Source organism: Acidovorax sp. NO-1 (genome assembly GCF_000238595.1).
GTDB lineage: Bacteria > Pseudomonadota > Gammaproteobacteria > Burkholderiales > Burkholderiaceae_C > Acidovorax.
Map to the genome: position 1 here is coordinate 20,076 of NZ_AGTS01000105.1, position 21,166 is coordinate 41,241.

Genomic DNA, 21,166 nt, shown 5'->3' on the forward strand with positions numbered 1-21,166 from the left:
TCCATGACTGCCCATGCTCTGCACTCCCCGTCGCCCACTTCCGATGTGTCCCGTCACCACAGCGAGCGTCGGCCTGGCGCGGGTGTGCAATGCAGTGCGGTGCTGGGAGGAAACACCCTGGCGCACATCGTGGAAGAAAACTGCCCGGGGATGCTGCCCTCGGCCGGGGTGGTGGTCGAGCACCTGGATGCGCAGGCTGGAACCTGGCAGTTTTCGCTGGACGAGGGGCGGACCTGGCGCGCCATCCGCACCGACCTGATCAACCGTGCCGGAAACATGGGCCTGGCGCTGAACCGCGATGCGCGCCTGCGGGTACTGCCGTTTGCGGGCCACCGGGTCAGCGGGGTCCGCGTGGCTTTTCACACTGTGCAGCGCAGCCACGGGATGGGCAATGGCAGCTACCGCCCCTATGCAAGCGACGAGCGGGAAGAGGGGTGTTCCTGCACCGTGACCCTGGTGCTGGCGCTCTCTGCGATCAACGGAGCTCCGCCCGTGGTGCACGTGCCGCGGCCGCGCAACAAGCGCGCACTGGTGCAGCGAACCGCAGCGGGTGCGGGGCCGGCAGGGGGCTCATTGGGCGACGGCATGGCGCTGGCGTGATGGGGCTTGCGGCCCAGCTGCCGCGTTTTCGTGCGCCCTGAACGTTGGGAAGCCGGACAAGGAGCGGAAGGGGGAGGGAGGGGCACAAAAGGGGGGCGCCTCAGGGGCAAAAACCGTTTGCGGCGACAATGCCGGTCCTTTTGTTTTTCATTCCCCGTTTTCGTTCGGTTTTTCCATGTCCAGTATCCAGGTTCGTCCCGCTACGCTTCGCGATGCCAAAGCCATTGCCCAGATCCACACCGTCTCTGCCCAAGAGGCCTACAAAGGACTGGTGCCCGACGAGCAGTTGAAATCCATGTCGGTCGAGAAGCGCCAGGCCTACTGGCGCGAGGCCATCGAATATTGCGAGCCCCAGGTCCAAGTGGCCGTGGACGGCGAGAAGATCGTCGGTTTTGTCGGCTACGACCGCTCGCGCGATGAAAAATCCCGCCCCACCACGGGCGAAATCTGGGCTATCTACGCGGCGCCCACCCACTGGAACCAGGGCGTGGGCCTGGCCCTGTGGGATGCGGCCCGTGACGGCCTGCAGGAAGAAGGCTGCACCAACGTGACCGCCTGGGTGCCGCTGCGCAACGAACGCGCCCTGCGTTTTCACGAGATGGCCGGCTTCAAGCGCGAGCTGTCCACGGCCAAGACGGCGGTGATCGGCGGCGTGAAGATTGAAGAAGTGCGCCTGAAGCGCCCGATCAACGCGTAGGATGAACAACAACCCCCTGAGCGACTTCGTCGCTTCCCCCTTCTCTCGCGCTTTGCGCGGGAAGGGGGACGCCGCCAGCGCGGCGGGGCGGCCCTTGCGCGGCGGCCTAGGCAGGGGCCGCGCCAGTTTCACGGGCTGCTGTTAACGCCCGAAGCAATAGCAATCTGATGCCCACACTTCTTCCTATGATCGAATGGAGCCGCCAGGGCCAGATTCAACAAGCCCAGTGGCGCTCCGAAAGCAGTGCCCCGGCGCCGCGCCGGGTCGTCACCGCCGACGACACTCTGGCCGCTGACACGGCCTATCGCATGGCCTGTGAAGGCACGGGCCTGCTGTGGCAGGGCGATTTCCAGAACGCCCGGCTGCTGTTGCAGGCGCTGATGCGCCGCGCTGATGGCAAATCGGGCAAGTCGGGCAAGGCAGGCAAGCCCCGCAAGTCCGCAGCCAAAGCGGCGGAAAAAGCCGCTGCCGCAACCCCTGCCGAAGCCTTTCACCTGCACCGCCAGGCGCAGGCGCAGCGTGCGCGGGTGCTGGCGTCGGTGCTCATCCCGCTGGAGGGTGACTACGCCATCGACCTTCGCCGCGCGCCCGACTGGCGCCAGGCCTGCAGCGAGGCCTGGGGCCCTGCGACCGGCGAGCGTTCGATGGCTACGCTGCGCGAGTTGCTGGGCCTGGTGGGCGCACACGAGTGGCGCAAGAAGGGGGTGGAAGTGCCCGCCCTGGGCGCGCCGCCGCACAACCGCATCCATCCGCATTACGGCGTGTTTTCGCCGGTGCGCGGCGAATATGTGGGCCTTGTGGCCGATGCAGCGCTGCCCGGAAAGGCCCTCGCCTTCGACATTGGCGTGGGCACCGGCGTGTTGTCGGCCGTGCTCGCACGCCGTGGCGTGCAACGCGTGGTGGCCACGGACCAGGACCCGCGCGCGCTGGCCTGTGCGCGCGAAAACCTGCAGCGCCTTGGCGTGCTGCCCCAGGTCGAGCTGCTGCAGGCAGACCTGTTCCCACCCGGCCGCGCCCCACTGGTGGTGTGCAACCCGCCGTGGGTGCCGGCGCGCGCCAGCTCGCCCATCGAGCGCGCGGTGTACGACGAAGGCAGCCGCATGCTCAAGGGCTTTCTGGCGGGGCTGGCAGACCATCTGGAACCCGGTGGCGAGGGCTGGCTGATCCTTTCGGACCTGGCAGAGCACCTGGGTTTGCGCCCGCGCGCGCAATTGCTGCAGTGGATTGCCGAAGCGGGGCTTGTAGTGCGCGGTCGCACCGATGTGAAACCCCTGCACCCCAAGGCCGCCGACGCGGGCGATGCCCTGCATGCAGCGCGGGCGGCAGAGGTGACATCGCTGTGGCGGCTGGCTGCGGCGTGATGCCGGCCTGAGTGCTTCGCCTCTTTACCGTTTCACCGCGTCACCGCAGCCTGGCCTGAAGACCGCCCCTCAGGCCATGGCTGAGGGCTGGGTCGACTCGAAGGGCATCGACTCCGAGGGTGCGAAGGGCAGCAACTTCTCGAACTTTTCCCGCACGCTGGCGGCGCGATCGGCCCCGGCGGTCAGTGCGATTTCTTCGAACATGGCTTCACCCACATCCAGCATGCTGGCGCGGTCTCTGGCGGCGCGCAGCGCCTCGCGGAACTGCACGGCCAGGGTGGGGTCACGCCGCGCGAACAGCCGCTCGCAGAGGTCGAACAGGTACATGCGGGCCCCCGCGAGCGAACGCAGGGTTTCGCCGGGCTCCGGGCGCTGGATGGAGGGCCTGTCGTCGGGGTCGGCGGCCACGCTGGCAGCGGCAGGCGGCAGTTCTGCCGGGCCGGCCAGGTAGCCCTGGCGCATGAGGTTCTCGACAATCTGCGCGCCGATGCCGTTGTACATGGCCTGCAGGTCAGACAGCGTCTTGCCGTCCACCAGCAGTAGCAGCGAACGTTCGCGCAGGCTCAGGGTGCGCACGCCGGGTGAGAGTTCCAGGCGGGCTTTTTCGGTTTTTTGCAGCAGCATGGGTGTCTCCGGTCACGGGGTCATTGCAGCGATTGCAGCAAGCGGCCGTGACGCTGTGATGACCCCGCTGCCCCACAATGGCGGGTTGCCCGCGCAGCCGTGCGGCGGTGATCGAGATTTTTGCTATTGTTTTGGTAGCTGCTGGCGCTTATCCATTAAGCGCCAGAGCATGATTTGACTCATATTCTGGCTGCATGCTGCGCCCGCCCGGTGCCGGGTTGCGGTGCGTGGCAGCCGCGCTTGCGATGACCTTGCTGCTTGCCCCCATGGAGGGGCTTCTGGATTTTGTGCTGCGTGATGTGCTCACCCGTGTGGGTGGGGTGGACCGCTGCGTCTCCGAGTTCATCCGCATCACCGGCACGCTGCTGCCAGACAAGGTGTTCCTGCGCTATGTGCCCGAGCTGCGCAACGGCAGCCGCACGCTGGCCGGTGTGCCGGTGCGGGCGCAGCTGCTGGGCTCCGACCCGGTGGCCATGGCCGAGAACGCGGCGCGCCTGGCGGCGCTGGGGCCGGAAGGGATCGACCTGAATTTTGGTTGCCCGGCCAAGGTGGTCAACCGCCACGGTGGCGGCGCTGCGCTGCTGCAGGAGCCCGAACGCATCGCTGCAGTGGTGGCCGCCGTGCGCCGCGCGGTGCCAGCACACCTGCCGGTATCCGCCAAGATGCGCCTGGGTTTCAACGACACCGGCCTGATGCGCGAATGCGCGCAGGCCATGCAGGCGGGCGGCGCCTGCGAGGTGGTGGTGCATGCCCGCACCAAGGCCGATGGCTACCGGCCCCCCGCGTACTGGGAGCACATCCCCGCCATCCGCGCGGCGGTGCAGATTCCGGTGGTGGCCAATGGCGAGATCTGGTCCGTGGCCGACGCGCAGCGCTGCCGCGAAGTGTCGGGCTGCGACGCGCTGATGCTGGGGCGTGGCATGGTGGCCGACCCGGGCCTGGCCCGTGCCATCCGGGCGTCGGACGCCGGGCAGCCCGGCGCCGACACGGTGCAGTGGGCAGACCTGCTGCCGCACATCGCCGCCTTCTGGCACCTGGTGTGTGAAGACCTGGAACCCCGCCAGCGTGCGGGGCGTCTCAAGCAGTGGCTCAACCTGCTGCGCAGGCGGTTCCCCGAGGCCGAGGTGGCCTACCAGCACGTGCGCACCCTGACGGACCAGCGCACCATCAGCCAGTGGGTGGCGGCGCAGCAAACCTGAACCGCCGCGCGCGCTCGCGCGCACGCACAGCAGCGTCTTACAGCAGGTGATCCGGCGCGAACGGGCCCAGCAGACGCAGCATGAGGCGCAGCGGCACACTGGCATCGGGCTCGGTGGTGGCATCCGCCAGGCCACTGCCTTCGGGGGCGCGCCATACCAGGCCACCGGCGTCGTTGAGCTGCACATGCCAGGCCGCTTCGCGCAGCGCGGTCTCGATGGGGGCGGTGGCCGCCTGGCTCAGCGCCCGGCTGCGGATCAGCAGTGCGATTTCGGTGTTCTGAAGCTGGGACCGCATGTCCAGGTTCATCGACCCGGTGACGAGGAGGCGTCCGTCCATGATGAGCAGCTTGGAATGCAGCATGGCGCGTGAGCTGCCCACGCCGCCGCTGCCAGAGCCGTCCGCCGACGAGCCGCCGCCGGAGCTGCCCGTGGACCCGAGCGAGCCTTTGAGCAAGGCCGCCGTGTCGCTGCGCATCTCGTACAGCTCCACGCCCATGGCCAGCAGGTCGGGGCGGTGGCGGGCGTAGCCCGCATGGGCAATGGGTGCATCGTTGGAGGCCAGCGAATTGGTGAGCACCCGTACCCGCACGCCGCGCGCGCGGGCGGCCGCAAACGCCTGCTTCATGTCGGGCCCGGGCACAAAGTAGGGGGAGATGATCAGCAAATCCTGCCGGGCCTGGCCCATGAGGTGCAGCAGGCCGTCTACCACCGTATCGGTTTGCGCCTCCAGGGTGGCGCTGTCAGCGGCGGGCCCGGTGCGCTCTGGCGCGGGATCTTGCACGTTGGTATGCGTTGCAACCGGAGCAGACACCGCCACTGGCGACTGCGGAGCACGAACTGCCGCTGCGCCTGCCGTGCCGCGTGACACCACCGTCAGCGGCGTGGCTTTGGCGGGGGGCTTTTCGGGCAAGGCAGGCTCCGACGTGCCGTCGGGTGGAATCTTGGCGGGCTTGTCTACCAGCACCGCTGCCGGGGCCCAGACAAACTCGGCACGTGCCAGATCCATGGGCTGCCGGTTCCATACCCGTGCGAGCTGTTCGGGGCTGGCGGGCTGGTCTGCGCCCACCGGGGAGCCCTGCGGCGCGTCCACAGCCTCGGTGGGTGCAGGCGGTGGTTCGCGCTCACGCTTGGCGTCGTCAGCGGCCTGTGCCCGTGCGCGCATGGTGTCCAGCTCCTCCTTGGAGACGAGCGACTGCACGGGGTAGGCGCGTTCGTTGTTCCAGTAGCTGTCAAAGCTCCGAGAGAGCTCCTGCACGATGGGCCCGGCCGCCAGCACATCCAGGTCCACAAAGTTGCCGGAGTCTGCATTTCCGAAGTAGGCATCGCCCAGGTTGCGCCCGCCGGTGACGCCCATGGCGTTGTCTGCAATGAAAAGCTTGTTGTGCATGCGCTGCTGCACGCGCGAGAAGTCACCGATCGCGCTGACCACGCGGCCCACGGTCGACCCCCGGGCGCCCGTCAGCGGGTTGAACATGCGCATTTCAATGTTGGGCACAAACGCCAGCCGCATCACCTGGGCATCGCGCCCCGTGCTGTGGAAGTCGTCCAGCAGCACGCGCACGCGCACACCGCGTTGGGCAGCCTCTACCACGCCCAGCAGCAGGCGCTCGGTGCTTGCGTCGGCATGGATCGCGTAGTACTGCAGATCCAGCGTCTTCTGCGCAGCGTTCACCAGCGCAAGGCGGCTGCTGTACGCCGTCTGCGCGCCGCTCAGCAGCAAAAATCCCGAGGGGTGCCGCCCGCTGGCGGCCGCCCGCCGTTGGCTGACCAGCTGGCCCAGTGCGGTGGATTCGGGCGCGGTGAACGCCGTGGAGACCGGGCGGTGCACATCCTTGGGTAGCCCCGTACACCCGGTAGCGCCCGCAGTGATGACGACGGCCAACAGTGCCAGCCAGCCATAGCGCGCCGTTTTCGGGAAAAAAGCGGGAGGGTGCGGCATGTGGAACATGCCACGATTGTGACGTGCGGTAACTTCAAGCAGTGTCAGACACCACGCTCTGCAAGGTGCTGAAAACCACCGAATCGGGTGGCGATCGTTGTTGAGTGGGCATGAACCCATTTGAACCGTTCACGCCGACCCTGTCGAAGCGCCGCACATGGCTTCGACGGGCTCAGCCCGAACGGGTGTTTCAAGTTCAAGGATGCCGACTCAATAGAACTGGTCCCGGCCCTGCACCCTTGCCACCACCCGCAGGTCAGGCCCCACCATCTGGGCCGATGTGAACTCCAACGCCAGCCCGTCTGCAAGCGCCTGCAGCGGGCCAAACTGCGCCATCCCCAGCCCCGGCCCCAGCAGGCGGGGCGCGAGGTACACCAGCAATTCGTCCACCAGGCCTTCCCGCACCAGCGAGCCATTGAGCTTGTGGCCCGCCTCCACATGCAGTTCATTGATACCCCGCGCCCCCAGGTCCCGCAGCATGGCGGGCAAATCCACCTTGCCCTGCGCATTGGGCAGATGGATCACCGTGGCGCCGCGTGCCGCCAGGGCGGCTTCTTTGGCATCATTTCGGGCTGCAGCGTATATGTAGCAAGCGCGGCCAGCTATCAAAAGATTAGCGTCCAGGGGCAGTTGCAGCTGGCTGTCTACCACCACCACATGGGGTTGGCGGGGCGTGGGCACCTCGCGCACGTCCAGCCGGGGGTTGTCATCCAGCACCGTGCCAATGCCCGTCAACACCGCACAGGCCCGCGCACGCCACGCATGGCCGTCGGCCCGGGCGGTGCGCGAGGTGATCCACTGGCTCACACCGTTGCTGAGCGCTGTTGCACCATCCAGCGATGCAGCGGCCTTCAGACGCACCCAGGGCGTGCCGCGCACCATGCGGCTGAAAAACCCGATGTTCAGCGCCCGCGACTCGTCTGCACCCGGCCCCACCACCACCTCCACCCCCGCAGCCCGCAGCCGCTCAAAGCCATGGCCCGCCACCAGCGGGTTGGGGTCGGTGATGGACGCCACCACCCTGCCAATGCCGGCCTGCACCAGGGCATCACAGCAGGGCCCGGTGCGGCCCTGGTGCGCACAGGGCTCCAGCGTCACATAGGCCGTGGCCCCCCGCACATCGTGCCCGCGCGCCGCCGCATCCCGCAGCGCCATCACCTCGGCATGGGCCCCCCCGGCGTGTTGGGTGAAGCCTGTGCCCAGCACCTTCAACCCGTCGCCCGCCACGATGACGCAGCCTACGCGGGGGTTGGGGTTGGAAAGAAAAAGCGCTTGAGTGGCGAGCTCAAGCGCTTGGATCATGGGGGGCGCTGGCTGGATCATGGCGCCTTGGATGGTAGCGCAGTGACTACTTGTTCCAGCACTCAGCGGCTGTGATACCGGTGCCCATGTTGATTGCATTCCGTATACCCGTATTGGTGAGAGTGAAATCACCGCAACGATCCGCAGCTTGGGGGCCAGGTGACTTCCGGGTTGCCACCAAAGTGAAAGCGACGTTGGTATTGACGCCCTGAAAACCGATGGTGTAGCGCTTTTGTGGATCAGCTGCCCAAGTTAGCCCTGCCGGAAGTGCCAGTGGATATGTTCCGGTGGCTGTGGCCGCACGTTCCATCCATTGCTGTGCTTGTAGCAAACCAGCCCGTGCATCAGCGCGGTGGCCGCGTCGAATATATTCGTTATAGCTCGGTAAAGCGATAGCGGTCAGAATACCGATGATGGCCACCACGATCATGATCTCGATGAGCGTGAAACCGCGTTGTTGTTGCTTCATAAACAGTCTGCTCCTTTATCGCATTTGCCGCCAGCTGGGGCGCATGCTCTGTTCAGGGAACAGGGCGGTATCCAGGTTGTCGTCAGTGCCATCAGGCTTTTTCCCTGTGAAGCGATTTCTATCACCGCGCTGAATAAGCGTTTGCGAGCCTGGCGCAACAGATACCCGTGAGGCCGCCTTATCCGATGTCAAGTTGTACTTGCCATCTCCGTTTGTGTCCAGAATTTGGACACTGGGCCGCTTGCCATCCATGATGTTGATGAACGTGAGGAACTGCCGTTCCCTGTCCACGGAGCCAGCTTCGCAGGTCTCCACATTGGGCTCAAGTCGGGAGCCCTTGGCAGGCACCTGCGAGAAAACGGCCAGCACATTGCTGCTGTCGTAAAACTCCATCGGCTTGAGCAGGCGCTCGCGCGTCTCGGGCAGGTCCATGTACCAGCCTTTGTTGGTGTTCCAGTCCAAAACGGTACTTGCATCAACCTGCCAGTACTGGTGGCCGTCGCGGTCCAGTTCAGCCGTGACAGGAACTTTGCGTTCCACAAGACCCGCTTGGGTAACAGGGGTGGGCAGATCATCGACTGTTTTTACTAACTCATTGCAGTCGCTATCGGAGGTATCTGCACACACCGCCACGCGGTTCTTCTTGGCACCGGTCAGCTTGTAGCGGGTGTTGTCCAGGACGGAATACAGGGTTTGCTTGTTCGCGTTCTGGGGGTCGTCCTTGTCCACGTTGCGGCCGGTGCCGAAAGCCACCATCAGCCCGCCCACAGCCACCAGTTCCTCCTTGGTTGCATCAGGGTCGATGTCCTTCTTGCGGTCGTTGGTACGCACCGTGGGCACGACCGTAATGGACTGAGCGAGTGTTCGCGAATTCGGCGAGCCTTCTGTTCCGCCCTTCGCGGTAAAAAGTGGGACGCCGTTGGTAGTGTGGTTGGTGGTGGTTCCGGCTACGCCACCCCAGCGTGCCACTCCCCAGTTGGCGTCGCTGTCGTCGGCAATGAGGAACTTCCACAGGTTGCCTTTGAGGTCGCCTGCGTACACCACGTCCGGGCGACCATCGCTGTTGATGTCCACAAGGCGTGGCGCAGAGAGGCCGTTGTCGGTGGTATTGGCGTGGCTCCCTGTGGCCGTTGAGCCGGTAGCAACCAAGCGAAGCAGCTTCTTGTCACCATCCAGGTACTGAATGAGCAGAACAGGGCGTTCGCTCTTGCTGTTGTAGCCGTTGCCCATGACTGCTGCCCAACGGTCGTTGTTCAGCCGCGCAATCTGCGTGGTGCGCTGGGGATTGGTCTCGTCCAGCACAGGCTTGGCAAAAATATGGCCCATGTCCGCTGCGGCAAGACAAGTTTCCTTGGCCGTTGTCGGCGTGATAGCAGCGTCTTCGCAAGTTGCCACAGTCGCCACCGCCTCGGTAGCGTGGCGAGTCTTGTCCATGACCACCAACTGGGATGCGTTCGCCTCGCTGAAATTGCCCGCTGCGGCTGCAGTGGTACCCGGCGATGTCACGTCCAGCACAAAGTAGCCTTTGCCGCCGGCGCCCAGCGTGCCGACGAGCATGGTCCGCCAATCTGGGGCATAGGCGCCATAGTCAGGGTCACTGGGGTCTTTGCCTCCATTAATGTCAACATCACCACTCATCGCCGAACCGTCCACAAAGTAACGGTGGTTCTGGTTAAACGCGGGGTCAGTGAGACGTCCAACCGCAGGAAGAATTCCCCGCGGTACATACGCCAGCTTTTCCGTGCCATCAACCCCCGAGAAGCCATGGAGCATGCCGTCATTTCCACCCACATAAATCATGGGCAAGCGTGCTTTGTTCAAATTGGTGAATGAAGCGTAACCTTTCCAGGAGTAGTTGCTGTTGGGTGCTCCCACATACCATACTTCGGAGTTGATGATGCTCCCCTGACGAGATTTTCTCTCGCGGAAGGGCTTGGTCGCAGGGTAATTCGGTGGGGTTTCCGTGCCTTCCTTGCTCCGATCGCCACGGATGTAATTGAGGCGGTCCTGTCCCAAGGCGTCACTGGTGCCATCGCTTTTCAAATTGAGAAAGCTTTTTTGGGCGGTGCTGAGATAACTCTGGTCCGCCGCCCATTTGAACGCCACACCGCCCTTTTCTGTGCCGGTAGCCGGGTTCGTGATCTGGTTGCTGTAGCTCAGGATAAGCCGGCTGTTCACATCAAACCCGATGGCGTCCAGCAAATCGGCAGTAGTTTTGCCCGCCCAGCCTGGCGTGGGAATGGTGGTGCCGTCGGTTTTTACCGTTTCAGCCTGGATATAGCCCCTCCAACCCTCCTTGGGTACATAGTTGGCCACGTACTTGGCCACATCGTTGCGCGATGCATTGCTGCCGCTGGTGGCAGTGGAGCCCCGGTCGGGCTCATTTTGTGTGTTGATCTGCTGAATGATCATGCGGAAGGCTTTTTCAAGGTCTTCGCCCTGTTCCACAGCAAAAAATCGCCCGCGACCATTAAGAGCTGCGTGCCACAAGTCGAGTGAACGTTTGTTTTCGTTATCCATCACCGGCCAAGTAGCTGTTCCGTTCACCAAATTAGGAAAGCTGCCGTCGTACCCAAATGGAACCATCTCGGTAGGACGTGTGATGGTCGGAGCTCCTGGCCACGTGTAGGCCATCGAGCTAAAACCAATGGTGTAGGTCACCATGTGAGCCCAGCTAGCGGGGTTGTACTTTGGGTTCCAGTACTTGGGCAGGGCGACACCGCCGATGGTTTCCGTCGCTGGCGCTTGGTCGTACTCAGCGATCGGAGTTACCGAACCCGTAAGACTCGCCGCTGGCTGAAGACGGTCTGCCCAACTTTTGAAGGCCCAATCGGCGAGGGTGTCGCTAAAGGTGTCGTGATAAAGCTGGTTCGGCGGCCTTAAAGCGGCATTGGTGCTGCCGTAGAGAGTTCCATCAGGAAGCGTTCTGTTAACGTTCCGGCTATCCTGTGACCCGCCCGACACACCCCCATTCCAGCGGCCGTCAGTCATGAAGATATGGTAATTGCGACGGCAACCGAGGTAGGGCGCGCCGGTTGTCCCCGGCTTTGAAGCCCATGGGCCATTCTGATGCGGTGGAAGTCGCATATATTCATCAGCATTTTTGAACATGCTATGCGACGGGGTGCTGCTATTCGGCGATAGTTGACCAACAAAGCTGAGAAAATTACTCCGATGGTTGACGTCCAACACTTTCATCGAGTTCGTATTGAACTGCGCGGTCGTTCCGGAATTGAGTATTTTGGGCGTACTGTTATTTCCGTTCATCGACTGCCAAGCCAGCCGTATTTTGCCTTCAGGCAATAGGCTGGTATCGTTGAAAACCTCTCTAAGTGCGTATTTCAATACATTCATGCGGCGATCAGTCGCCCGCCAAACTTTCCTGTTGGGATCATCTGCTGTAGGTGCAGATATCGTCGGCGATGTATTATTTGTTGCGCCGGTCGTATTTTCTTGATCCAAACGAAAATTCATACTGCCGGAATCATCCACAGAGATAATCACGTTTGGTGCAACGTAAGGCTCAACCGTGCCCGGCGGCGACTGCGCAAAATCCAGTGACCAACCGCTATTTGGGGCCAGCACTGCGCAAACAGCCAATGCGACCATGGTTTTCTTGAAATTCGCACGATGCTGAACAGAGTAGGGCATGTTGTGCTCCTGTTTGATATATATTAAACTGACTGCCGCCGCTTTGATTTAATGGCGGCTGAAATTAATTTTTTGTGCAATTAGTCTGGCGTTTTCTGCCGCGCGTAGGTCTGCTGGATAACCGCCTGTGTCACCGGAACATCCACAGCACCCACTCTTCTCAGCTTTCGACCATGTGCAACTGCTGTAATCCGATACACGACATTGGGGGTCATTCTCAGCGGCAAATGGTTGGCCCCACCCGCAATAAGCGCTGATTTGTCTGCATTGGGGTCATAGGGCAATATCTCAATCCAGTACCAGCCGCCCAGATCGTTGCGGGAACGGTCTCTCAAGATCGGGTTGCCCCCGGGTTCATTTGCATCCGTGCTCAGTTTGGCTCCGCTGTATTGACCGTAGCGTGCACCAATACCGTCGACCATCATTTCAGCCAATGTGAAATCGACCAACGGGTCCGTTTTATCGCTGGTGTTGTTCCAGAAATCCTGCCGCCCGGTGCGTTTCAGGCAGAGTCCGTTGCGGCAGCGCGGGCCCGTTGTGATGTTCTCGAGTTCTGCCCACAATGCGGCAGCTTCTTTTGCCTCAAGAGGGATCTGTGCCACGGCCATGCCGCCACGGCAATCTGCAGCTACAGGAATTCGGCAATCGCTACCGTCCGGCTTTTCGCCTCGAATATCGAGCTCCGCGTCCTGAATCAGCGCCTGAGCCGCTTCGAAGGCCCGTTGATAGTCGGCGTCGTTGCCTACCACCATTTCATTGAACATGGAAGTGCGTGACGCCCAGAGTGCCAGAAGCATCGAGAGCATCACGAAAACGATGACAACAAACAACGCAACACCGCGCTGGCGTGATGGCATGGTTTTAAAGGTAGAGGACATGCGTTGCATGGCAGGTTTCGGTAGGTGGTTAACCGGACAGCCCTTGGCTGCGCAGCTGATAAATGTTGCGGAACACCAGATGCATGCGCCGGTTGCGTGGGGCGCCCAACGTGGTCATGTTGACGGGTGTAGCGCCATCGCAGTCGGTATATGTGCTCCCTGCTGGTAGATCGATGGCTTCGTTGCCGTACAACACCAAACAGACTTCCACGGCGAAAACCTGTGCCCAGCCAGGACTGCCAGGAGCACCCACGGTAGCGGCATCGACATAGCGCAGATTGGGGTTGCCTGTGTCTGCTGCACTTTGCATAAGGTAGCGAACCTGAAAGTTGGCCACGTTGCGGATGATGGGTTGAGGGATTTCAGCATTGCCCTGGCAACGCAGTTCTCTGCGATTGGGGTCGATCGGGTCAACAAACAGAACGAACGCGCTTTGCACGAGTACCGGGGTCTCGCCCGCACCGATACAGTTGCGTTGTACCGATTGCGGCACGGCAGCCGTATAGAGAGGCTCCGTATAGTTACGGAAACCAGTTGTTAGTTTGTATTCGGTGGAGCTTGGCGTATCGAGCCCGCTCAAGGTGTCTGTAGAAAGAACAAACGTATTGGTGCCGTCTGAGTAATCGGTTTCAAAGGCCACGGCTTCTCCCGGGAGAGCCGGGAGATTGTCCTCGATCATTTTGGCTGCCGACAATTTGAGTTTGACCGACCCTGCCTGGCGCAATTGCTGCCCTATCACCCGAAATGCGTAAGCTGCTTGCTGCTGAATTTCGGTGGCGTCACTGACGGTACCCGATACTCCACGTGACACCATCAAGGCACCCATGGCCACGGCGATGGTGAGCAGGCCAACGGTGATGCCAACAAGCAGCTCGATCAGCGTGACGCCGCCCTGAGCAGATCGCTTTGAAGGGATGTGATTCATGTCAGGCACACCTGCTAGAAGTAATGTTGGACGATCAAAGGAGACTTGCTCAGCCTCTAGGGCCGGGGCAAAAGTACTGGACCGCGGTGTCTGCAAAGTAGGGAGCGCAGCGGCTGCTGACCGGGATATATTGCAGGTGGCAGGTGAAGCCAGGATCGCACGCGGGTGCACCGGTTCCACCAAGTGCCCCAACTGCGGTGCTCAGGCTGTCTTTGTAATCAGCACTGGTATCTCGCTCGTTTTCGCGCCAGCGGATCAGGACGCCTAGCTGCCTGCGGCTGCCAGCGGCACCCGCAGCTTCGTCAGGGGCGAAGAATACGTTGGCGTCACCCAAGGGAAGGGCTCGCTCCACGGCTCGCTTCCATTCGCGTAGATCGTAGGCCGCAAACTCCGTGTGTGTGCAGTTGGTGGCACCAGTGCAAAGCTTGCCGGCCGGGGCCGTGGGCGCGGCGCCAACCCGCCAGCCGATGGTGTAACTTGCGATGCTGTTGAGAGCGTTTGGATGAACTTTCATGCGTTCGCTCAAATCTTCAATTAAACGAATGGCTTGTGCGCGATGCACCGTCGTTTGGGTATCGCTAAGCGTCCGCATTTGCACACCAAGAATGCCAAGAATGCCAAGTGATGCAACGACAATGGCTACCAACGATTCGACAAGGGTAATACCGCATTGGCGGTCGTAGTGCATGTATCGCATGATGTTTAACCTGCGCAGGGAATATCGGCTGGGTCAGTGGTAATTCGGATACGTCCGCCAGAGCTCATGCAAAGTCCGCGTGCGGCCGGATCGCTCGTTGACTTGTTCAAAGGGACAAGAGAGAACCCGAAGGGTGCGTTTGCGCGGCCCCAGCGGTCAAATCGGATATCTGCCGAATTGGCGGAGCGCGTGACCTCGATGTTTAACGGGGTGGCGAACCGCTGGAGAACTTCTTCCCCGGCGTTTTGCGTACCGTTGTTGTTGGTATCCACAAAAACGAACCATCCGCAATCCCAATTCGAAACTCCAGACGCCAATGAGCAGCCGTTGGTACCGGAGGGTTCTTTCCGTATCGTGATATTGCCACCGCGTTTGATCGCTTCTGATCGAGCGAAATACAAGGCGGACTCCAAGCCGCTTGCGGCCTGCCTGATGCGCCAACGCTCAATCAGCGGTGTAAAGCTGGGGGTGGCTAGCGCCGCTAGAACAGCAAGAATGGAAACAACCACCATTAATTCAATGATGGTGAATCCATATTGCAACCCAGTTGTGCGGGGTGGAGTAAGTGAAGATTGCAGTCTCTGCATGGATAGATAGTAGTTGGGGGTTGAGGCGTGGCGTGCCTACTTCGGACGAATGGCCCTTGCGTAGTGACGAGCGGCTTCTTTCGTTGGCTATCTGGTGTATCCCCTGCAGGCCCCCGCGTTGTGCATCCCCTTGCATTCCCGGTACATGCGCCGGTCCCGCTCCGCGCGCGACTCTTCCGACGAGCTGCGCTGGTAGGTGACCTTGCTGACGCTTTTCTTTTTGGCGGCAGTGTCCGTTGCCGCGCTCTTGTGGCCCGTGGAGTTTTTGGCCAGTGTGGTACTGGGTGCCCCAGCCACGCACAGGGCGGCCGCGCAGGCGCAGGCGGTGTGCAAAATGCGCTGGCGCAGGAGTTGGGCGCGTGGGGCTGGCGCCGCTGATGGGGCGATGGTGGGGGTGTATGGCATGGCGGTCTTTCGCTGGCTGGCAAAGGGTTTGGTGGGCACAGTGTTCTGGATTGCCCGGGGCTTGGCAAGGCCAAATTCAGTCGAAGGCTATAATCACAGGGTTTTGCATGGTGCAAGACGCACGCCAGCGACCCTTCCAGTTGCTGGCGCAAGTAAAAACCATGGTTTGCCCACAGGGTGGACCACATTCAAGGAAAAATCATGATTGCATCCTCCATCAAGGCCGAAGTCGTCAAGGCGAACGCCCGTGCTGCCAACGACACTGGCAGCCCAGAAGTGCAAGTGGCCCTGCTGACGGCCCGCATCAACGAACTGACCCCCCACTTCAAGACGCACGCCAAGGACCACCATGGTCGCCGTGGCCTGCTGCGTATGGTGAGCCGTCGTCGCAAGCTGCTGGACTACCTCAAGGCCAAGGACGCTGACCGTTACACCGCGCTGATCGCCAAGCTGGGTCTGCGCAAGTAATTTTCATTGCATGCGAAAACGCCTGGGTTAGTCCGCTAGCTCAGGCGTTTTTTACTTCGGAGCCGCAAAACAGAGCGAAGCTGTGTCATTCCAATGAAGTTTGTTGCCACGCTGACGGCAAGCAGTTTCACTGGAATGGCATCGTGTTCTGAATTGCCCTCCAGACCAATCTGGCAGTGCGCTGCCAGCTATTAAAACAGGAGCTGAACATGAGCATTTTCAACAAAGTCACCAAGTCTTTCCAATGGGGCGACAAGACCGTCATCATGGAAACGGGCGAGATCGCCCGCCAGGCCTCCGGCGCGGTGCTGGTCAATATCGATGACACCGTGGTATTGGCCACCGTGGTGGCTTCCAAGGGTGCCAAGCCCGGGCAAGACTTTTTCCCCCTGACGGTGGATTACATCGAGAAGACGTACGCGGCCGGCAAGATCCCCGGCAGTTTCTTCAAGCGCGAAGCCAAGCCCAGCGAGCACGAAACGCTGACCAGCCGCCTGATCGACCGTCCGATCCGCCCGCTGTTCCCCGAGGGTTTCTTCAACGAAGTGCATGTGGTGATCCACACCATTTCGCTGAACCCTGAAGTGGACGCCGACATTGCGGCCCTGATCGCTACCAGTGCAGCCCTGGCCATCTCTGGCATTCCGTTCAACGGCCCCATCGGCGCTGCGCGCGTGGGCTACATCAACGGCGAATACGTGCTCAACCCCGGCCAGACTGCGCGCAAGAACTCGCAGATGGACCTGGTGGTCGCGGGTACCGAGGCCGCCGTGCTGATGGTCGAATCCGAAGCCCAGCAGCTGTCCGAAGAAATCATGCTGGGCGCCGTGGTGTTCGGCCATGAGCAAGGCAATGTGGCCATCAACGCCATCCATGAACTGGTGCGCGATGCTGGCAAGCCTGTGTGGCAGTGGGAAGCGCCTGCCAAGGACGAATCCCTGATTGCCAAGGTGACAACCCTGGCCGACGACAAGCTGCGCGCTGCCTACCAGATCCGCAACAAGCAGGCCCGCACCCAGGCATGCCGCGAGTCGTATGCTGCCGTCATGGCCGATCTTAAGGCCGATGGCGTGGAGTTCGATTCCGTCAAGGTCGAAGGCATGCTGTTCGACATCGAAGCAGGCATCGTCCGCAGCCAGATCCTGGCTGGTGAGCCCCGCATCGACGGCCGTGATACGCGCACCGTGCGCCCCATCGAAATCCGCAGCAGCGTGCTGCCCCGCGCGCACGGCTCTTCGCTGTTCACCCGCGGCGAAACCCAGGCACTGGTGGTGACCACGCTGGGCACCGAGCGCGATGCGCAGCGCATTGATGCGCTGGCCGGCGAGTACGAAGACCGCTTCATGATGCACTACAACATGCCTCCCTTCGCCACGGGCGAAGTGGGCCGCATGGGCAGCACCAAGCGCCGCGAAATCGGCCACGGCCGTCTGGCCAAGCGTGCTCTGGTGGCCGTGCTGCCGACCAAGGAAGAGTTCCCCTACACCATGCGTGTCGTGTCGGAAATCACCGAGTCCAATGGCTCGTCGTCGATGGCGTCGGTGTGCGGGGGCTGCCTGTCGCTGATGGACGCCGGCGTGCCCATGAAGGCGCACGTGGCCGGTATCGCCATGGGCCTGATCAAGGATGCGAACCGTTTTGCTGTGCTGACCGACATCCTGGGCGATGAGGATCACCTGGGTGACATGGATTTCAAGGTGGCGGGTACCACCAACGGTATCACCGCTCTCCAGATGGACATCAAGATCCAGGGCATCACCAAGGAGATCATGCAGGTTGCGCTGGCACAGGCCAAAGAAGCGCGCATGCACATTCTGGGCAAGATGCAGGAGGCCATGAGCACCGCCAATACCGAGGTTTCCAGCTTCGCGCCCAAGCTCTTCACCATGAAGATCAACCCTGAAAAGATCCGTGATGTGATCGGCAAGGGCGGCGCGGTGATTCGTGCCCTGACGGAGGAGACCGGCTGCCAGATCAACATCGAAGAAGACGGCACGATCACCATCGCCGCGACCGATGCGGATAAGGCCGAGATTGCCAAGAAGCGCATCGAGCAGATCACGGCTGAGGTCGAGATTGGCAAGATCTACGAAGGCCCTGTGACGAAGATCCTGGACTTCGGCGCCTTGATCAACCTGCTGCCGGGCAAGGATGGCCTGCTGCATATCAGCCAGATCGCGCATGAGCGTGTGGAGCGCGTGGGCGACTATCTGACCGAGGGCCAGATCGTCAAGGTCAAGGTCATGGAAACCGATGAAAAAGGCCGCGTCAAGCTGTCGATGAAGGTGCTGGCAGACCGCCCAGCCGGCGGTAGCGACCGTCCGGCACCGGCTGAGCGCGGTGACCGCGAGCCGCGTCGTGACCACGGCCGTGACGGCGGTGGCCGCCCATCCGCCGACCAGCAACAGCAGCAGCAACAACAGTCTCTGCCTTCGGAAGGTGGTTTCGGGCAGGTCGTCGGTTGATGGTTTTGCTACTGATTTTGTAGCTGCTGGCGCTTATCCATAATGCGCTGGCGGCCAAAATCATTCAAATCCATCTCCCTCAAAGAATTGCAACATGCGTGCTGTCGAAATCACATCCTTTGGAGGCCCTGGCGTACTGCGTCTGGGTGACCGTCCCGTGCCCCAGCCGGGTGCGGGCGAACTTCTGATCCGCGTTGCCGCCAGTGGCATCAACCGACCCGATGTGCTGCAGAGAATGGGGCACTACGCACCGCCTCCGGGGACTTCGGATCTTCCGGGTCTGGAGGTGGCCGGTGTCGTCGAATCCGGCGATGCCGCGGCCATGGCCGAAGCGGGTATCCGGGTGGGTGACCGTGTGTGTGCCCTGGTGGCGGGGGGCGGTTATGCCGAGTGGTGTGTTGCACCGGTCGCGCAGTGCCTGCCCGTGCCGCAAGGGTTGAGCGACGTCGAGGCGGCTTCGCTGCCTGAAACGTTCTTCACCGTGTGGAGCAATGTTTTCGACCGGGGCCGCCTGCAGGCCGGAGAGACTCTGCTGGTGCAGGGGGGAACCAGTGGCATTGGCGTGACGGCCATCCAGCTGGCACGCGCCTTCGGGGCCACCGTGCTGGCCACGGCGGGCAGCGATGAGAAGTGCGCGGCTTGCCTGCGCCTTGGGGCGCACCACGCCATCAACTACAAGTCCCAAGACTTTGTGGCAGAGGGCAAGCGCCTCACGCAGGGCAAGGGGGTGGATGTCGTGCTGGACATGGTTGCGGGCGACTACGTGGAGCGTGAGGTCGAGTGCCTGGCTGAAGATGGCCGCCTGGTCATCATTGCTGTGCAAGGCGGTATCAAGAGCGGTTTCAACGCCGGACTGGTACTGCGCCGAAGGCTCACCATCACCGGCTCCACCCTTCGCCCACGCCCCGTGGCTTTCAAGGGCGCCATTGCGAAAGCACTGCGTGAGCATGTGTGGCCGCTGCTGGCGGCGGGCCAGGTGCGGCCGGTCATCCACAGCACGTTTGCGGCGGCAGACGCCGCAAGCGCACATGCGTTGATGGAGTCGAACCAGCACATTGGCAAGATTGTTCTGACATGGTGATCATGAAAAACAAGAAGAAACTCATCGCAGGTAACTGGAAGATGAACGGCTCGCTGGCCGCCAACGAGGCTTTGCTCAAGGGCATCCTGGCGGGCGTTGCTGACGCAGCCTGCGACGTAGCCGTCGCAGTGCCTGCGCCCTATCTGGCGCAGGTGCAGGCTGCTGCGGCGGGGTCTGTGGTGGCTGTGGCTGCGCAGGATGTATCGCAGCACGAGGCGGGCGCATTCACCGGTGAGGTGTCGGCTGCGATGTTGAAAGATTTTGGCGTGCGCTACACCTTGGTGGGGCATTCTGAACGTCGCCAGTATCACGGTGAGACCGATGCGGTGGTCGCGGAGAAGGTGCAACGCGCGCTGGCTGCGGGCATCACACCCATTGTGTGCGTTGGCGAAACCCTGCAGGAGCGCGAAGCAGGGCAGACCGAGGCGGTGGTCAAGCGGCAATTGGCAGCGGTCATTCACCTCAATGGGCATTGCATCAGTGAGGTGGTGGTGGCGTACGAGCCTGTCTGGGCCATCGGTACCGGACGCACAGCCTCGCCAGAGCAGGCGCAGGCCGTGCACGCTGTGCTGCGCGCCCAGCTTGCAGCGGCCAGCGAACATGCAGACCGTATCCGCTTGTTGTATGGCGGCAGCATGAATGCGGGCAATGCTGCTCAGCTGCTAGGTCAGCCGGACATTGATGGTGGTCTGGTAGGTGGCGCGTCGCTGAAGGCGCCCGATTTTCTGCAGATCATTGCGGCCGCCCGGTGAGGCGGCGCATTAAACAAATTCAATCAGGAGTGAACAGAGAATGAACGTGATCGTGAATGTGGTGCTGGCTGTGCAGATGCTTACGGCCCTGGTGATGATTGGCCTGATCCTGATCCAGCATGGCAAGGGTGCTGACATGGGAGCTGCGTTTGGCAGCGGTAGCTCCGGAAGCCTGTTTGGGGCCAGCGGCAGTGCCAACTTCCTGTCGCGCACCACAGCGGTGCTTGCGGCAGTGTTTTTTGTGGCCACGCTGGCGTTGGCTTACTTCGGCAATGCGCGGCCTGCGAGCTCTGGCAGCGTGCTGGAAGCTCCGGGCGCTGCAGTACCCGCAGGGGCGCCTGCGTTGTCTGCATCCGACGCGGTCGTGCCCCCGGCTGTGCCTGCATCGGGTGCAGCGCAGATCCCCACCAAATAATCTGCACTAAATTGGGCTTCGCAGGTCGAAGCAGGGTTTTTCCGGAGTAGAATCCCGGATTGTCTGGAAAGCCAAAACCGCAAGGTTCCTCATGCCATCCAGATGCACAAATCAGCCGTCGTGGTGAAATTGGTAGACACGCTATCTTGAGGGGGTAGTGGCGAAAGCTGTGCGAGTTCGAGTCTCGCCGACGGCACCAAAACAAAGGCCTGCCTGCATGACCCGGCTCGGGTCCTGACGGGCAAGGCTACAGCGGTGAGCACATCCTCAAGATGAACCTCGATCAGTACCTCCCCGTCCTTTTGTTCATCTTGGTCGGCATCGCCGTTGGCGTTGTCCCCCTCGTACTCGGTTACATCCTGGGCCCCAACCGCCCGGATGACGCGAAGAACTCCCCCTACGAATGCGGCTTTGAAGCCTTCGAGGACGCGCGCATGAAGTTTGATGTGCGCTACTACCTCGTAGCCATCTTGTTCATATTGTTCGATCTGGAAATCGCATTCCTCTTCCCGTGGGCGGTGGCGCTGCATGAGGTGGGTGTTGCCGGTTTCGTCGCTGTCGTGATTTTCCTGGCCGTTCTGGTGGTGGGTTTTGCCTACGAGTGGAAAAAGGGCGCGCTGGATTGGGAATGAGCGGGCTTCAACAAGGATG

At 61.9% G+C, this 21,166-nt stretch carries 20 protein-coding genes and 1 tRNA gene; 11 read left to right on the forward strand and 10 right to left on the reverse strand.

What is annotated here, in order from left to right:
• Window positions 1–3: 3 nt before the first annotated feature.
• The 3 genes from KYG_RS17800 (at window position 4) to KYG_RS17810 (ending at window position 2,658) form a co-directional block, all read left to right on the forward strand.
• The gene (locus KYG_RS17800; RefSeq protein WP_034695213.1) at window positions 4–600 is read left to right on the forward strand and encodes a hypothetical protein; all 597 of its coding nucleotides are present in this window, start codon (window positions 4–6) and stop codon (window positions 598–600) included.
• 175 nt (window positions 601–775) lie between these two features.
• Window positions 776–1,297: a GNAT family N-acetyltransferase gene (locus KYG_RS17805; RefSeq protein WP_008906326.1), complete on the forward strand. Its 522-nt coding sequence runs from the start codon at window positions 776–778 to the stop codon at window positions 1,295–1,297.
• 185 nt (window positions 1,298–1,482) lie between these two features.
• Window positions 1,483–2,658 (forward strand): class I SAM-dependent methyltransferase, encoded by a 1,176-nt coding sequence (locus KYG_RS17810; protein ID WP_034695215.1) that lies wholly within the window; start codon window positions 1,483–1,485, stop codon window positions 2,656–2,658.
• 69 nt (window positions 2,659–2,727) lie between these two features.
• Here KYG_RS17810 and KYG_RS17815 read toward each other — a convergent pair whose 3' ends face one another.
• Entirely contained in the window at window positions 2,728–3,282 is a 555-nt protein-coding gene (locus KYG_RS17815) for a hypothetical protein (RefSeq protein WP_008906328.1), read from the reverse strand.
• A 245-nt stretch (window positions 3,283–3,527) separates the two neighbouring features.
• Here KYG_RS17815 and KYG_RS17820 point away from each other — a divergent pair, with 245 nt between their 5' ends.
• Window positions 3,528–4,481, forward strand: coding sequence for a tRNA-dihydrouridine synthase (locus KYG_RS17820; protein ID WP_034695241.1), 954 nt, complete (start codon window positions 3,528–3,530; stop codon window positions 4,479–4,481).
• Window positions 4,482–4,518: 37 nt separating this feature from the next.
• On the opposite strand, the gene KYG_RS17825 is transcribed toward KYG_RS17820, so the two are convergent.
• The 9 genes from KYG_RS17825 to KYG_RS17860 all read right to left on the reverse strand — a co-directional run bounded on the left by KYG_RS17825 (window position 4,519) and on the right by KYG_RS17860 (window position 15,334).
• Window positions 4,519–6,429 carry a phospholipase D family protein gene (locus KYG_RS17825; RefSeq protein WP_008906330.1) on the reverse strand — a complete coding sequence of 637 codons (1,911 nt, stop codon included), beginning with the start codon at window positions 6,427–6,429 and terminating at the stop codon, window positions 4,519–4,521.
• 201 nt (window positions 6,430–6,630) lie between these two features.
• Window positions 6,631–7,743 (reverse strand): bifunctional diaminohydroxyphosphoribosylaminopyrimidine deaminase/5-amino-6-(5-phosphoribosylamino)uracil reductase RibD, encoded by a 1,113-nt coding sequence (gene ribD, locus KYG_RS17830; protein ID WP_008906331.1) that lies wholly within the window; start codon window positions 7,741–7,743, stop codon window positions 6,631–6,633.
• A 25-nt stretch (window positions 7,744–7,768) separates the two neighbouring features.
• Entirely contained in the window at window positions 7,769–8,191 is a 423-nt protein-coding gene (locus KYG_RS23975; protein WP_008906332.1) for a type IV pilin protein, read from the reverse strand.
• A gap of 15 nt (window positions 8,192–8,206) precedes the next feature.
• Window positions 8,207–11,842, reverse strand: coding sequence for a pilus assembly protein (locus tag KYG_RS17840; RefSeq protein WP_034695217.1), 3,636 nt, complete (start codon window positions 11,840–11,842; stop codon window positions 8,207–8,209).
• Between the two features lie 80 nt (window positions 11,843–11,922).
• Window positions 11,923–12,720: a PilX N-terminal domain-containing pilus assembly protein gene (locus KYG_RS17845; RefSeq protein WP_008906334.1), complete on the reverse strand. Its 798-nt coding sequence runs from the start codon at window positions 12,718–12,720 to the stop codon at window positions 11,923–11,925.
• Window positions 12,721–12,748: 28 nt separating this feature from the next.
• Entirely contained in the window at window positions 12,749–13,645 is an 897-nt protein-coding gene (locus KYG_RS17850; RefSeq protein WP_008906335.1) for a PilW family protein, read from the reverse strand.
• A gap of 49 nt (window positions 13,646–13,694) precedes the next feature.
• Window positions 13,695–14,333, reverse strand: coding sequence for a type IV pilus modification protein PilV (gene pilV, locus KYG_RS17855; RefSeq protein ID WP_008906336.1), 639 nt, complete (start codon window positions 14,331–14,333; stop codon window positions 13,695–13,697).
• Window positions 14,334–14,347: 14 nt separating this feature from the next.
• Window positions 14,348–14,929 (reverse strand): GspH/FimT family pseudopilin, encoded by a 582-nt coding sequence (locus KYG_RS23980; protein ID WP_085942617.1) that lies wholly within the window; start codon window positions 14,927–14,929, stop codon window positions 14,348–14,350.
• 87 nt (window positions 14,930–15,016) lie between these two features.
• Window positions 15,017–15,334, reverse strand: coding sequence for a hypothetical protein (locus KYG_RS17860; protein WP_085942618.1), 318 nt, complete (start codon window positions 15,332–15,334; stop codon window positions 15,017–15,019).
• A gap of 201 nt (window positions 15,335–15,535) precedes the next feature.
• Here KYG_RS17860 and rpsO point away from each other — a divergent pair, with 201 nt between their 5' ends.
• From rpsO to KYG_RS17895, 7 genes are all read left to right on the forward strand, one after another.
• A complete protein-coding gene (gene rpsO / locus KYG_RS17865) occupies window positions 15,536–15,802 on the forward strand; it encodes a 30S ribosomal protein S15 (protein WP_005793232.1) in 267 nt (88 codons plus the stop codon).
• A gap of 209 nt (window positions 15,803–16,011) precedes the next feature.
• Entirely contained in the window at window positions 16,012–18,267 is a 2,256-nt protein-coding gene (pnp, locus tag KYG_RS17870) for a polyribonucleotide nucleotidyltransferase (RefSeq protein ID WP_008906339.1), read from the forward strand.
• Between the two features lie 94 nt (window positions 18,268–18,361).
• Window positions 18,362–19,348, forward strand: coding sequence for an NAD(P)H-quinone oxidoreductase (locus KYG_RS17875; protein WP_008906340.1), 987 nt, complete (start codon window positions 18,362–18,364; stop codon window positions 19,346–19,348).
• The gene (gene tpiA / locus KYG_RS17880; protein ID WP_008906341.1) at window positions 19,342–20,100 is read left to right on the forward strand and encodes a triose-phosphate isomerase; all 759 of its coding nucleotides are present in this window, start codon (window positions 19,342–19,344) and stop codon (window positions 20,098–20,100) included. Before KYG_RS17875 ends, tpiA begins: the two co-directional genes overlap by 7 nt.
• A gap of 40 nt (window positions 20,101–20,140) precedes the next feature.
• Complete coding sequence (secG, locus tag KYG_RS17885) at window positions 20,141–20,515, forward strand: preprotein translocase subunit SecG (protein WP_008906342.1); 375 nt, start codon at window positions 20,141–20,143, stop codon at window positions 20,513–20,515.
• Between the two features lie 114 nt (window positions 20,516–20,629).
• Window positions 20,630–20,714: transfer RNA gene (locus KYG_RS17890), tRNA-Leu, on the forward strand.
• 73 nt (window positions 20,715–20,787) lie between these two features.
• Complete coding sequence (locus tag KYG_RS17895) at window positions 20,788–21,147, forward strand: NADH-quinone oxidoreductase subunit A (protein ID WP_008906343.1); 360 nt, start codon at window positions 20,788–20,790, stop codon at window positions 21,145–21,147.
• The last annotated feature ends 19 nt before the right edge of the window (window positions 21,148–21,166 follow it).